Raw genomic sequence first — 14,064 nt, forward strand, 5'->3', positions numbered from 1 at the left:
CTGCGTGCCGCCCTGCTCGCCGCGCTGTGGCTGAGCGCGGCCTGCGCCGCGCCAGCCGGGGCCACCGAAGCCCCCGCAGCCAAGCCCACCCCCGCCAAGGCCGACGCGCCTTCGGGGCCGACCCGCAACGGCCGCGACATCTACCAGCGCTTCCGCGACGGCCTCGCCGACCCGAGTTGCGAGCCGGGCGTAAGCACGCGCTGGCGCCAACATTTCGCCACCGCGCCCAAGCGCCTGGCCCGCTCCGACGACGACCTGCTGCCGCTGTTCGGCTACGTGGTCGACGCCTTGCGCGAAGCGCACCTGCCGACCGAATACGCGCTGATCCCCTTCGTCGAGAGCGGTTACCGCCCCGGCGCGCGCAGTGCCGCCGGCCCCGCCGGGCTGTGGCAGATGATCGCCCTGACCGCACGCAACCATCGCGTACCGATGCGCGAGGGTTACGACGGCCGCTTGTCGCCGGTCGATTCGACCCAGGCCGCGGTGCGTTATCTCAAGACCCTGCACGGCATGTTCGGCGGCGACTGGCGTCTGGCGGTGATGGCCTACAACGCCGGCGAATACCGCATCCTCAACGCGCTCAAGCGCAACGGTCAGACCGCTGCCAATGCCCGCCCCGACCAGCTTGCGGGCCTGTCGGACATCACCCAGGCCTACGTGCGCAAACTGCATGCGCTGTCGTGCCTGATGGAACAAGCCGACGACCGCGAGGAATGGCTGCAGGCCCTGGATCGCCCGGTGCCGCATCTGCAGGCGGTAACGCTGCCGTCCGAGGTCGGCGACATCGACGGCTGGGCCGCGCGCACCGGCCAGGACGCGGCGCAATTGCGGCGCTTGAACCCAGTGTTCGCCAACGGCTCGATCGGCCGCGTCAGCACCCGCCGCGCACCGCTGCTCGCTGTCGCCGCGGGCGCGGCGAACGCGCCCGCTCCGGTCGCAGCCGACCTGGCCATCGCCGCCATCGAATCGCCGCCGAGCACCCGCACCAAGGCGGGCGAAACCGCCGCCGACACCGTCACCACCGGTTCGGCCGAAGTCGCCGTCGCCAAGAACGGCGAACCCGCCGCGAACGCCAGCCCGCGTCGCCACACCGTCGGCCGCGGCGACAACGCCTGGACCATCGCCAAGCGCTACCGCATCCGCGTCGCCGACCTGCTCAAGCGCAACGGCTTGAACGCCAAGGCCGTGCTCAAACCCGGCCAGGCCTTGTTGATCGATGCGCCGAACGGCGGCGACTGATCGGCATAGGCATCGCGCGGGACCAGGGCGTTTCGTAGAGACATCGCCCTAGCCCTCCATCGCTCGTTCCGCACGAACACACTCGCTTCCGCCATTCGATCTGCAGGCACCAGAACGCACAGAGCCCGGACATGCCGGGCTCTGTCGAAGCGCCTGCGCTGAGCGCGCGGCGGGATCGGTCGGATGGTTTACGTTGCCGCGGTGGCGTCGGCTTCGTTGCGCCGGCGCGACGGCCACAGCATGGACAGCAAAGTGATACCACCGAGCAGCCAGCTGTAGTGGACGTTGCCGACCAAGGCCAGCGGCGAGACCTGGCTCAAGGATGCGGCGAGCAGGATCTGCGCGCCGTACGGCAATACGCCCTGGGTCACGCAGGCGAAGATGTCGAGCACACTCGCCGCGCGCGCCGGCGGCACGCCGTGCTGCTGAGCGACGTCGCGGGCAAGCCCCCCGCTGATCAGGATCGCGACCGTGTTGTTGGCGGTGAACACGTCGCTGGTCGCCGACAACGCGGCGATGCTGATCTCGCCGGCACGGCGGCTGCGATGGCCGCGCGCGAACTTGCCGATCACCTGCGCCAGCCAGGCCAGTCCGCCGGCGGCTTTCATCAGCGCGCCCAGGCCGCCGACCAGCAACGAAAGCAGGGTGATTTCGACCATGCTCTCGAAGCCGTCCCAGATGTGCGCGGTGTAGGCGGCGAAGCCGAAATCCTCGGCCAGGAACACGCCGAACAAGCCGGCGATGACCAGACCGATGCTCAGCACGATGATCACGTCGACCCCGGCGATGGCCAAGCCCAGCACCACCAAGTACGGCAGGATCAACCACGGCGACACCGTGTCGGGCGTGGTCACCGGCGCGGTTTCGCCGAGAAAGCCGAGCAGCACCAGGGTGCCGATCGCCGCCGGCAGCGCCAGCTTGAGGTTCTCGCGGAATTTCTCCCGCATCGTGCAGCCCTGGGTGCGGCTGGCGACGATCGCGGTGTCGGAAATCACCGACAGGTTGTCGCCGAAGGTGGCGCCGCCGATCACCGCGCCGAGCACCAGCGCGCGATCCAGGCCGGAAGCGTCGGACACGCCGAGCGCGATCGGCGCGACCGCGGCGATCGTGCCCATCGAGGTGCCGAGCGACAACGAAATGAAACCGGCGACCACGAACAGCGCCGGCAGCAGCAAAGCCGGATGCACGTTGCCGACGCCGAGGGCGACGATCGCGTCGACCGCGCCGATCGCCTTGGACACTTCGACGAAGCCACCGGCGAGCAGAAAAATCAGGCACATCAGCACGACGTTGTGATCGCCCATGCCCGACAGCAGGGTGTCCAGCGGCTTGATCCCGCGCCGCCAGGCGATGAACGCAGCCAGCGCCAGCGCCGGCAGGATCGCGACCGGCGCGTGCAACTGGTAGAAGCCCATGGCGTCGCCGTGCGAAGTGAAATACAGCCCGGCCCCGAAGAACAGGGCCAGGAACACCAGCAGCGGCGTCAGCGCCCAGGCACTGGGAGACAGCGGAGCGCCGGGGCGGAGCGGTTGATTCATCGCTTCATCCGAATGGATTAGAAAACCTGGCGATTTTGCAGCGCAGCATCACGCTTGTCGAGTGCTGGCGGTGGAATGCTGCGTCGGGGCCATGCTAGCGGGAGCGCGGAGGTCTGGCTTGCCCTTACCCCGCCTCTCCCCTGCTACAAGCGGCCGCCAAGCCCGTTCCCGCGACGGGCGGGGAACGGCTCCCGGCCGCCGCCGGCGCATGCTCAAACGCAACGGGGCGCCCGAAGGCGCCCCGTCGAAAGTATCGCTATGGTCGTGGCTCGCGATCCTGCACGCGCCCGAAGGCGCCCCGTCGAAAGTATCGCTATGGTCGTGGCTCGCGATCCTGCACGACCCAGCCATGCCGCCAGGCCTCAGATCACGATGATGCAACGTCCGCGGTTGTCGCAGATCGCATAGGTCTGCCAGACCCCTTCGTCGCACAGATAGATCCGCGAGCTGCCATCCCAAGACCGTTCCGTCACCCGTTGGCCTTGATTGGCGGCCGTGCACGTACCCGGCGCCGGGTACGCGGCGACGGTACCGACCGCCCCCATCGACACGAGCGCTGCGAACGCAATTGCCTTGCCCTTCATCTTCCTGATCTTCATGACCTTCCTCGATGCGAATCCAGCCGCCGGGATGGAGGGCCGCGCGACCGAGCGCTGTTGCGCTCACGCACACGGACGAACCCGCTTCGGACAGGCGACGGCGTCCTGCCGAAAGCCGCCCGAGCCTAGCGCAGGCTTGCGCGGCGCGCGCCTCCCCCAGGCGAGAGGTGCTTCGCAAAAACGAAACAGGGCGCCCGAAGGCGCCCTGCAGAGGTCTCGCGATGGCCGGGCGCTTACGCCGCGATGCGGCTCGCGATGGCCTTGGCGAACGACATGGTGTTGCCTTCGCCGCCGAGGTCCGGGGTCAGCGAATCCTTGGCTTCGAGCGTGGCGATGATCGCCTCGCGCAGCGCGGTCGCCTTTTCCGGCTGACCGAGGTGATCGAGCATCTGCGCCGCGCCCAGCAGCAGGGCGCAGGGGTTCGCGATGCCCTTGCCGGCGATGTCCGGGGCCGAGCCGTGCACGGCTTCGAAGATCGCCGCGTCGGTGCCGATGTTGGCGCCCGGTGCCAGGCCGAGACCGCCCACCAGGCCGGCGCACAGGTCGGAGATGATGTCGCCGAACAGGTTGGTGGTGACGATGATGTCGAACTGCTCCGGACGCATCACCAGCTGCATGCAGGTGTTGTCGACGATCATCTCGTTGCACTGGATGTCCGGATACTGCTGCGCCACTTCGCGCGCGGTCTTCAGGAACAGGCCCGAGGTCGACTTGAGGATGTTGGCCTTGTGCACGACCGTGACCTTCTTGCGGCCGGTGCGGCGCGCCAGGTCGAAGGCGTAGCGCACGATGCGCTCGGAGCCGCGGCGGGTGATCTTCTGGGTCAGCATCGCGGTCTCGCCGTCTTCCGACAGCGACTGGCCTTCGCCGATGTAGGCGCCTTCGGTGTTCTCGCGCACCGTGATCAGGTCCACGCCCGAGGGGAAACGCGACTTGGTGTTCGGGAACGACTTGGCCGGACGCACGTTGGCGTACAGGTCGAAGCGCTTGCGCAGCTCGACGTTGATCGAGCTGAAGCCTTCGCCGACCGGCGTGGTCAGCGGGCTCTTGAGGGCGATGCGGTTCTTGCGGATCGAGTCCATCGTCGCCGCCGGCAGCAGCTCGCCGTGCTTTTCCAGCGCGACCAGGCCGGCATCGGCGAATTCGTAGGACAGGCCCAGGTTCATCGTGTCGAGCACGTGCAGGGTGGCGTCCATGATCTCGGGGCCGATGCCGTCGCCACGGATGACCGTAATGGTTTGCGTCATGAGGATTTCCAGCTGTAGGGCGCGGCGCAAGCGGCGCGGCGCACGAGGTGTGAGCCCCGTAATTATGCCGGAAGCGGCCCCCCGCTGCATTCGGGGGAGTACTGGACCTTGGTCGGGGGCGGCGATCGGCCCGATTCGGCGCAGCCGGCGGTGCGATTCGGCGCAGCGGCCCCGCGTTCAGCTAAGTGGCCGACCCGCTTCAGGGGTTTCGAGGGTAGGCGCGGCGCAGATGCGGGATCACGATCGAGCCGCCGACCACCAGACCGACCGAAAACGCTTCGAACATCTCGTCGCGATTGACCCCGGCCTCCTTGCATTGGGCGACGTGGTAGCTGATGCAGTCGTCGCAACGCAGCACCATCGAGGCGACCAGGCCGAGCAGTTCCTTGGTTTTCAGGTCGAGCGCGCCGGGCTGGTAGGTCTGCGTATCCAGGGCGAAGAAACGCCGCACGACCTGGTTCGGTTCGGCCAGGATGCGTTCGTTCATGCGCTTGCGGAACGCGGTGAACTCGGCCACTCGGTCGCTTTCGCTCGGGGCCACTCGGTCGCTTTCGTTCGTGGCGGTCTGGTTCGACGACGCGCTGTCGTCGTTACGATCATTGCTCACACAAGTTCCTTCGATGGTGGGTTACGTCCTTGCCGTCCCTGGCGCTGCCATTCGGCTGCGGATCGTCCGGCCCGGCCATCCATGGCCGGGCGTTCGCGGGCGCAAGCGGCAGTGCCGCTTAAGCGCGCCCGCTCACCCCCTCCAGCAGCGGCTCCAGGCCGCCGGCGCGATGCAGGGCGATCATGTCGTCGTAACCGCCGACGTGGGTCTGCCCGATGAAGATCTGCGGCACGCTGGTGCGCTTGGTCAGCGCCATCATCTTCTCGCGCTCGGCCGGATCCAGGTCGATGCGGACCTCGGTCCACTCCTGGCCCTTGCTCTTGAGGAAATTCTTCGCGGCGACGCAATACGGGCAGATCGCGGTGGTATAGATCACGATCGACGGCGGTTGGGGGGCGGTGTCGCTCAAAACGGTTCTCCTGCTGCCTGAACTCTGGGAAGGTCTTGCGGTCGAATATGGCTACGGCAGCGGGGAGTTTAAAGTTCGTCGATGGAACGCAGTCCTGCGCTACTCAGTACGCCAGCGTCGGGTCTGGTGCTCACCCTCACCGCAACGTCCCGGGACGACCCCGAATGCGCCGATCAGACGTTGAACCCCTGAGTTAACGACGCATTCACGCCGTCCCACCGCCCGGGCGGCATCCTGCCATGCATCCGCCGCGAATGCCCCGCCGGCTTTCGCAAGCCCGCCATCCGCCCGCCATCATCCGTCTGCTCCCGAGGACTCACCGCTTGCGCCGCATCGCCCTGCTCACCGCCGCTGTCACCCTCGCCCTCGGCAGCGTCTGCGCGAGCGCGCAGGAATCCAAGCTGCCCGACATCGGCTCCTCGGCGGCGGAACTGCTGACGCCGGCCAAGCAGCGCCAGTACGGCGCGATGATGCTGGCGCAGCTGCGCCATTACGACTATCTGCTCGAAGACCCGCTGATCGACAGTTGGCTCGACACGCTCGGCACCCGCCTCGCCGCCAACAGCGACAAGCCGACCCAGCCTTTCACCTTCTTCATGCTGCGCGAGCGCCAGATCAACGCCTTCGCCACCCTCGGCGGCTATATCGGCGTCAACTCCGGCCTGGTGCTGACCGCCGAACGCGAGGACGAGGTCGCCGCGGTGATCTCGCACGAAGTCGCCCACGTCACCCAGCAGCACGTGCTGCGCGGGGTCGAACGCGCCCAGCGCGATCAGTTGCCGATCCTGCTGGCGATGCTCGGCGCGATCGTCGCCGCGCAGAGCGCAGGTTCCAATTCGACCGACGACGCGACCATGGCCGCGATCACCTCGGGCCTGGGCCTGATGCAGCAGCGCCAGATCAACTACACCCGCTCCAACGAATCCGAGGCCGACCGGATCGGCATCCAGACCCTGTCTCGCAGCCATTACGACCCGACCGCGATGGCCGACTTCTTCGCCCGCATGCAGGTCGTTTCGCGCAGCAACGCCGCCAACTGGTACGGCGAGACCCCCGATTACCTGATGACCCACCCGGTCACCACCACGCGTATCGGCGAAGCCAAGGAACGCGCCGAGCAGATCGCCGGCAGGAACAGCCTGACCGCGGTCACCGCGACGCCGAACGCGACCCGGGTCGAACGCATCCCGAAGGCGCCGTTCACCCTGCCCGACAACGCCAGCGGCACCGACAACCCCTTGTTGCCGAGCGGGCTGAAACTGCTCGACCAGTCGCTGAACTCGGGCAGCACCGGCGTGTTCGAGTTCGCCCGTGAGCGCCTGCGCGTGCTCAGCGCGGTCTCGCCGCGCGAAGCGGTGCGCGAGTACGAGCGCCTCGGCGGCGACAGCGACGCCCGCCGCTACGGCATGGCGCTGGCGCGGATGCGCTCCAACCAGTCCGGCGCGGCCGTGCCGGTGTTGAACGAATTGCTGCAGAAGCACCCCGGCCAGGTCTGGCTGAGTCTGGCCTTGGCCGAAGCCGAGGCCCAGACCGGCAAGACCGCCGCGGCCGACGCCCGCTTCGAAGCGCTGCTGCGCCAGACCCCGAACAACCGCGCCATCGCCCTGGGTTATGCCAAGGTCCTGACCGACCGCAACACCCCGGCCGGCGGCCAGCGCGCCCAGGCCGTGCTGCGGCCGCTGTTCGGCCAGGGCGGCGACGACCCGCTGCTGCAGCAGTTGTTCGCCCGCGCCTGCGAGATCGCCGGCGACTCGATCCGGGCCGGCGAAGCCTATGCCGAGGCCGCTTATCTGCGCGGCCGTCCTGAGCAGGCCCTGGTCCAGCTGAATACGCTCAAGCGCAATCCGGACCTCGACTATTACGCCCGTGCCCGCATCGAGGCCCGCATCGCCGCGATCACCCCGACCGTGCTGGAACTAAAGCGGCAGGGCGTGCGCGACGAGGATCTCAAGCGGCGCTAGGCCTGCCTGGGTCCGCAGAAGGCAACGGCAACGGCAAATCCCCCGCGCCGCCGGTCCAGGCCAGGCTTCGGGCCGGCTCGGGGCGCTGCCCCCTTTGTCAAAGGGGGCGAGTTTCAGTGCTGCGCCAAGGAATCGGCCCGTCATATGCCAGGGGTCGCCGGCTTTGCCGAAGACGGCGAGTTCGAGTCCGCGGCCAAGGGCCAGCATCGCGCAGCGGCACCGCCACGCGGCCGCCACGGCAGCGTCGCCCGTTCGCCATATGCCCGCCATCGATCGGCCCCCTGCCATCGCGATGTCATCTGAACGCCAAACTCCAGCGTCGCGCATTACGGCGGCAACGGCGGCGAAAGCGCCGCCAATCCAGCGTAAGCCCCGTTTGGCCCGAATCTCGCGAAAACGCGCTGGGGAAGCGCGGCGCATCACAAAGCCGACAATGCAGCCGGGGCCTTGTCATGGAGTAGTCATAAAACGGTAGTGTACTGGCGCCGTTTCAAGGACGAGCCCTCCCCGCCTCCCCCTCGGTGACCGTGTGCAGAAGCGCATCTTGATAGTCGAAGACGAACCCGCCATCCGCGACATGGTGTCCTTTGCCCTGCGCAAGGGCGAATACGACCCGGTCCATGCCGGCGATGCCCGCGAGGCCCAGGCCGCCATCGCCGACCGCGTGCCCGACCTGATCCTGCTCGACTGGATGCTCCCGGGCACCAGCGGCCTGGAACTGGCCCGGCGCTGGCGCAAGGAATCGCTGACCCGCGAGATCCCGATCATCATGCTGACCGCGCGCGGCGAAGAGAACGACCGCGTCGGCGGCCTCGAAGCCGGGGTCGACGACTACGTGGTGAAACCCTTTTCGGCGCGCGAACTGCTGGCCCGCATCCGCGCCGTGCTGCGGCGCTCGCGCGAAGACGACGAGGACGGCAGCGTCGGCGTCGGCCCGCTGCGCATCGACGGCGCCGCCCACCGCGTCTTCGCCCACGGCGAAGGCGGCGACCAGCCGGTGCAGATCGGCCCGACCGAATACCGGTTGCTGCATTTCTTCATGACCCACCCCGAACGCGTCTACTCGCGCACCCAGTTGCTCGATCACGTCTGGGGCGGCAGCGTCTATGTCGAAGAGCGCACGGTCGACGTGCACATCCGCCGCCTGCGCAAGACCCTGGAGCCGCATCACCTCGACGGCATGGTCCAGACCGTACGCGGCGCGGGGTATCGTTTTTCCGCCTCGCTCGCCGCGTAAGCTGGAGGTATGCCTCCCCGCGCACGCTCCGCCTGGTTCCGCACCCTCGGTCAGCTCGCCCTGATCCTGGTCGGCGCCGCCGTGCTCGGCGTGCTGATCGGCCATCCCTGGCCGGTCGTCACGTTCGCCGCGCTCGGCGTCGTCGCCTGGCATTACTGGCGGCTGCGCCGGGTGCTGATCCGCCTGACCGCACGCCAGCGCCTCACCCCGCCGCTCGGCGAAGGCATCTGGAACGAACTCGACCGCCTGCTGCACCGCAGCCAGGCCGAAATGCGCGGCCGCAAGCGGCGCCTGATCGAAATGCTGCGCGCCTATCGCGCCGCCGCCGCGGCGATGCCCGACGCCATCGTCGTGGTCGAACGCAACAGCCAGCGCATCCAATGGTTCAACGAGGCCGCCACCGGTTTGCTCGGCCTGCGCTACCCGCGCGACATCGGCGCGCCGGTGGTGCAACGCCTGCAGCCGCTGCAGCTCGCGCATTGGCTGGCCTCGGGCCGCAATGCCGAGCCGCTGGAAGCGGCCTCGCCGTGGAACCCGGCGATCACCCTGAGCCTGCGCCTGATCCCGTACTCGGAAAACCTGTGGCTGCTGGTCGCGCGCGACGTCAGCCGGCTGCTGCAACTCGAGCAGATGCGCCGCGACTTCGTCGCCAACGTTTCGCACGAACTGCGCACGCCGCTGACCGTGGTGCACGGTTATCTCGACCTGCTGGACCCGGAAGAACACCCGGACTGGGCGCCGATGCTGGCCGAGATGCAGCGCCAGTCGCAGCGCATGACCCAGTTGGTCGAAGACCTGTTGACCCTGTCGCGGCTGGAGTCGCAGGACAGCCTGCCGGCCGAGGAAATCGTCGCGATGGCCTCGATGCTGTCCACGCTCAAGCGCGAAGCCAATGCGCTGAGCCAGGGCCGGCACGAGATCGCGATGGACGACCTGGCCGGGGTCGACCTGTTCGGCTCCAACAAGGAACTGCACAGCGCGTTCTCCAACCTGGTCAGCAATGCGATCCGCTACACCCCCGCAGGCGGCACGATCCGCATCCGCTTCCGCCCGGAAAGCAGCGGCATCGCCCGCGGCGCGGTGCTGGAAGTGGTCGACAGCGGCTACGGCATCCCGGCCGCGCACCTGCCGCGCATCACCGAGCGCTTTTACCGCGTCTCGACCAGCCGCTCGCGCGAGAGCGGCGGCACCGGCCTCGGCCTGTCGATCGTCAAGCACGTGCTGAACCTGCACCAGGCGCGGCTGGAGATCGCCAGCGAAGTCGGCCGCGGCAGCACCTTCGCCTGTCACTTCGGCATCGACCGGATCCGCCGCCGCGACGCCTATCACGATGCATTCGCCGATACTCTCCCCGACGTACTGCCTTAGGAAATCTGCAGCAGCGCCATGAATGCGATGACGGACACCCCGCTCGACACCGATCCGCTGCGCGACAGCGCCCTGTACTTCAATCGCGAACTGTCCCAGCTGGATTTCAATTTCCGCGTCCTGGCGCAGGCCCAGGACGCGCAGGTGCCGTTGCTGGAGCGCCTGAAGTACCTGTGCATCTCCTGCACCAACCTCGACGAGTTCTTCGAGATCCGCGCCGGCACCATGCGTCACGCCCAGGACCTGGGCCTGGCGCCGGGCCCCGACGGCCTGGCCCCGGCCACCGTGCTGGCGCGCATCCACGACCGCGCCGCCGAACTGGTCAAGTCGCAGTACGAGTGCTGGAACGACGTGCTGCGCCCGGCGCTCAGCGACGCCGGCGTGCGCGTGCTCGGCCGCAACTCCTGGAACGCGCGCCAGACCCGCTGGCTGCGCGCCTACTTCCGCGACGAGATCATGCCGGTGCTGTCGCCGCTCGGGTTGGACCCGGCGCATCCGTTCCCGAAAATCCTCAACAAGTCGCTCAACATCGTCGTCGTGCTGAAGGGCAAGGACGCATTCGGCCGCGCCGGCAACCTGGCCATCGTGCGCGCGCCGCGCTCGCTGCCGCGCATCATTCAATTGCCCGAGAACGTCTCCGGCGGCAAGCACGACTTCGTGTTCCTGTCCTCGGTGCTGTCGACCTTCGTCGACGAGCTGTTCCCGGGCATGGAGGTCAAGGGCGCCTATCAGTTCCGCGTCACCCGCAATTCCGAGCTGCTGGTCGACGAGGAAGAGGTCGACAACATCGCCCTGGCCCTGCGCGACGAGCTGATCGGCCGCGGTTATCTGCGCGCGGTGCGGTTGGAAATCGCCGAGCAGTGCCCCAAGCCGATCGTGCGCACCCTGCTGGAGAATTTCGACCTGCCCGAGAACGCGGTTTACCGCATCAACGGCCCGGTCAACCTCAACCGGGTGATCCAGGTGTACGACCTGGTCCAGCGCCCGGAACTGAAGTTCCCGGCCTACCAGCAGCGTGTGCTGCCGGGCGTGGACAGCATGTTCGACACCGTCGCCGACGGCGACGTGCTGCTGCACCACCCCTTCGATGCGTTCTCGCCGGTGCTGGAGCTGATCCGCCAGGCCGCCGAAGACCCGCACGTGCTCGCGATCAAGCAGACCCTGTACCGCGCCGGCAAGGATTCGCCGATCGTCGAGCAACTGGTCCAGGCCGCGCGCAACGGCAAGGACGTGACCGTGGTGGTCGAGTTGCGCGCGCGCTTCGACGAAGAGGCCAACCTGGGCCTCGCCGACCGCCTGCAGGAGGCCGGCGTGCAGGTGGTGTACGGCGTGGTCGGCTACAAGACCCACGCCAAGATGCTGCTGATCGTGCGCCGCGAGGGCCGTAAGCTGCGCCGCTACGTGCATCTGGGCACCGGCAACTACCACAGCGGCACTGCGCGCGCCTACACCGACTTCGGCCTGATCACCGCCGATCCCGACATCGGCAACGACGTGCACCTGATCTTCCAGCAGTTGTCCGGGCTGGCGCCGTCGCTCAAGCTCAAGTGCCTGCTGCAGTCGCCGTTCACCCTGCACGCCGGGGTGCTCAAGCGCATCGACCGCGAAACCAAGCACGCCCGCGCCGGCAAACCGGCGCGCATCGTCGCCAAGATGAACGCATTGAACGAGCCGCAGGTGATCCGCGCGCTCTACCAGGCCTCGCAGGCCGGCGTGCAGATCGAACTGATCGTGCGCGGCGCCTGCACCCTGCGTCCGGGTGTCGAGGGCATCTCCGACAATATCCGCGTGCGTTCCATCGTCGGCCGCTTCCTCGAGCACCACCGCGTCTATTGGTTCGCCAACGACGGCGCCCCGGACCTGTTCTGCTCCAGCGCCGACTGGCTGGAGCGCAACCTGCTGCGCCGGGTCGAGACCGGTTTCCCGATCCTCGATCACGACCTGCGCGCCCGCGTTTACGACGAGGCGCTGTCGAATTACCTGGCCGACAACCTCAACGCCTGGGAGCTGCAAGCCAGCGGTCAATATTTGCGCGTCGTACCCGAGGAAGGCGCAATGCCCCACTCGGCACAGGCGACCCTGTTGGCCAAGTTGTGCGGATAAACGAAAATCCCGCACATGAACAACATTTTCCCGACCACCCGCCTGCCGCTCCAGGACGGCGACCTGCTCGCCGCCGTCGACCTGGGGTCGAACAGTTTCCACATGGTGGTCGCCCGCTACGTGCTCGGGCAGCTGCGCACCGTCGACCGCTTGCGCGAGACCGTGCGCTTGGCCGAAGGCCTGGACCGCAAGGGCGGCCTCGCCCCTGAGGTGCGCCAGCGCGCGCTGGACTGCCTGTCGCGCTTCGGCCAGCGCATCCGCGACGTGCCGCCGCAGCGCGTGCGCGCCCTCGCCACCAACACCGTGCGCCGACTGGCCGCGCCGCAGGCCTTCCTGATGCCGGCCGAATCCGCGCTCGGCCACGCCATCGAAGTCGTGTCCGGCCGCGAAGAGGCCCGCCTGATCTACCTCGGCGTGGCCCACGCGCAGCCGTCCAAGCCCGGCGAACGCCGCCTGGTCATCGACATCGGCGGCGGCTCGACCGAGTGCATCATCGGCAGCGGCTTCGAGGCGATCGAACGCGAAAGCCTGCAAGTCGGCTGCGTCGCCACCACTCGCCGTTTCTTCGAGAACGGCAAGTTGTCGAAGAAGAAATGGCGCGATGCGCTGACCGAGGTCTCGGCCGAATTCCAGCAATTCGCCGGCACCTACCGCTCGCTGGGCTGGCACGAGGCCCTGGGCGCGTCCGGCACCAACAAGGCCATCGGCGAGATCTGCGCGGCGATGAAACTGACCAAGGGCGCGGTGATCGCCGACGCCCTGCCGCACTTGCGCGACCGCCTGCTCCAGGCCGACCGCATCGACGAGATCGACCTGCCCGGCCTGTCGGCCGACCGCCGCCCGATCATCGCCGGCGGCATCCTGATCCTGGAAGCCGCCTTCAACGTACTCGGCCTGCAACGCATGGCGATCAGCAAGGCCGCGATGCGCGAGGGCGTGCTCTACGACATGCTCGGCCGCGGCGGCGCCGACGACCCGCGCGATGCCGCGGTCAAGGCCATGGTCAACCGCTACGGCATCGACGAGCAGCAGTCCGCGCGCGTCGAAGCGACCTTGCTGCGTTTGTTCGACCAGGTCGCCGAAAGCTGGCGCCTGGATGCCGACGACCGCCTGATGCTGCAGCGCGCCGCGCGCCTGCACGAGCTCGGCCTGGCCATCGCCCACAGCCAGTACCACGTGCACAGCTCGTACGTGATCGAGAACTCCGATATCTCCGGCTTCTCGCGCCAACAGCAACAGTTCCTCGCCGCCCTGGTACGCACCCACCGGCGCGGCATCCCCAAGTCCGCCTTCGACGCCCTGCCCGACCGCCTGCTGTCTGCGGTGCGCCGCAGCTCGGCCTTGCTGCGCCTGGCGGTGCTGCTGCACCGCGCTCACGAATCCGACCCGATCCCACAACTCGACGCCCACGGCGACGGCAACACCCTGACCCTGACCGTGTCCCGCCGCTGGCTCGAATCGCGCCCGCTGATCCACGCCGACCTGGAAGGCGAGCCGCAGGATATGGCGGGGTTGGGAATTTCGTTGAAGCTGCTGGGGGTTTGACGGGTTCCGCATGCCGCGTCAGCGCGCGCAGAGGTAGCGACGCCGACGCCGCGCGTCGAAGCGGCGCATCGTCGCCGGGTAGGAGCGGCGCAAGCCGCGACATCGCTGTTTCGGGTTTGCTGCGTTTCTCTCAAGCAAGATCAAGATCAAACGCATAAAGCTTCCGCCACTAAAGCGGCGGGTTACTTTCTTTTGTCATAAGCAACAAAAG

11 protein-coding genes are annotated in these 14,064 nt (G+C 68.0%); 6 read left to right on the forward strand and 5 right to left on the reverse strand.

All coding sequences use genetic code 11. The features are described 5' to 3' along the window. A complete protein-coding gene (locus EX88_RS0118905; RefSeq protein ID WP_031373554.1) occupies window positions 1-1,239 on the forward strand; it encodes a lytic transglycosylase domain-containing protein in 1,239 nt (412 codons plus the stop codon). A 188-nt stretch (window positions 1,240-1,427) separates the two neighbouring features. Here EX88_RS0118905 and EX88_RS0118910 read toward each other — a convergent pair whose 3' ends face one another. The 5 genes from EX88_RS0118910 to grxC all read right to left on the reverse strand — a co-directional run bounded on the left by EX88_RS0118910 (window position 1,428) and on the right by grxC (window position 5,639). Continuing rightward, on the reverse strand, window positions 1,428-2,777 hold the full coding sequence (locus EX88_RS0118910; protein WP_051885299.1) for a Na+/H+ antiporter NhaC family protein: 1,350 nt from the start codon (window positions 2,775-2,777) through the stop codon (window positions 1,428-1,430). A gap of 362 nt (window positions 2,778-3,139) precedes the next feature. Further along, a complete protein-coding gene (locus EX88_RS0118915; RefSeq protein ID WP_031373556.1) occupies window positions 3,140-3,376 on the reverse strand; it encodes a hypothetical protein in 237 nt (78 codons plus the stop codon). 233 nt (window positions 3,377-3,609) lie between these two features. Next, complete coding sequence (locus tag EX88_RS0118920) at window positions 3,610-4,623, reverse strand: isocitrate dehydrogenase (protein WP_031373557.1); 1,014 nt, start codon at window positions 4,621-4,623, stop codon at window positions 3,610-3,612. A gap of 199 nt (window positions 4,624-4,822) precedes the next feature. Continuing rightward, window positions 4,823-5,110: a carboxymuconolactone decarboxylase family protein gene (locus EX88_RS0118925; RefSeq protein WP_235186349.1), complete on the reverse strand. Its 288-nt coding sequence runs from the start codon at window positions 5,108-5,110 to the stop codon at window positions 4,823-4,825. A gap of 238 nt (window positions 5,111-5,348) precedes the next feature. Next, window positions 5,349-5,639: a glutaredoxin 3 gene (gene grxC / locus EX88_RS0118930; RefSeq protein ID WP_031373559.1), complete on the reverse strand. Its 291-nt coding sequence runs from the start codon at window positions 5,637-5,639 to the stop codon at window positions 5,349-5,351. Between the two features lie 254 nt (window positions 5,640-5,893). Here grxC and EX88_RS0118935 point away from each other — a divergent pair, with 254 nt between their 5' ends. The 5 genes from EX88_RS0118935 to ppx all read left to right on the forward strand — a co-directional run bounded on the left by EX88_RS0118935 (window position 5,894) and on the right by ppx (window position 13,853). Next, window positions 5,894-7,600 (forward strand): M48 family metalloprotease, encoded by a 1,707-nt coding sequence (locus EX88_RS0118935; protein ID WP_081931220.1) that lies wholly within the window; start codon window positions 5,894-5,896, stop codon window positions 7,598-7,600. 529 nt (window positions 7,601-8,129) lie between these two features. Then, window positions 8,130-8,837, forward strand: coding sequence for a phosphate regulon transcriptional regulator PhoB (phoB, locus tag EX88_RS0118945; protein ID WP_031373561.1), 708 nt, complete (start codon window positions 8,130-8,132; stop codon window positions 8,835-8,837). A gap of 9 nt (window positions 8,838-8,846) precedes the next feature. Beyond that, complete coding sequence (gene phoR / locus EX88_RS0118950) at window positions 8,847-10,205, forward strand: phosphate regulon sensor histidine kinase PhoR (RefSeq protein WP_051885300.1); 1,359 nt, start codon at window positions 8,847-8,849, stop codon at window positions 10,203-10,205. 18 nt (window positions 10,206-10,223) lie between these two features. Further along, window positions 10,224-12,308 carry a polyphosphate kinase 1 gene (gene ppk1 / locus EX88_RS0118955; protein ID WP_031373563.1) on the forward strand — a complete coding sequence of 695 codons (2,085 nt, stop codon included), beginning with the start codon at window positions 10,224-10,226 and terminating at the stop codon, window positions 12,306-12,308. Between the two features lie 15 nt (window positions 12,309-12,323). Continuing rightward, window positions 12,324-13,853 carry an exopolyphosphatase gene (gene ppx / locus EX88_RS0118960; RefSeq protein WP_031373564.1) on the forward strand — a complete coding sequence of 510 codons (1,530 nt, stop codon included), beginning with the start codon at window positions 12,324-12,326 and terminating at the stop codon, window positions 13,851-13,853. Window positions 13,854-14,064 lie beyond the last annotated feature (211 nt).

It is taken from the genome of Lysobacter antibioticus, assembly GCF_000731095.1.
Classification (GTDB): Bacteria; Pseudomonadota; Gammaproteobacteria; order Xanthomonadales; family Xanthomonadaceae; genus Lysobacter; species Lysobacter antibioticus_B.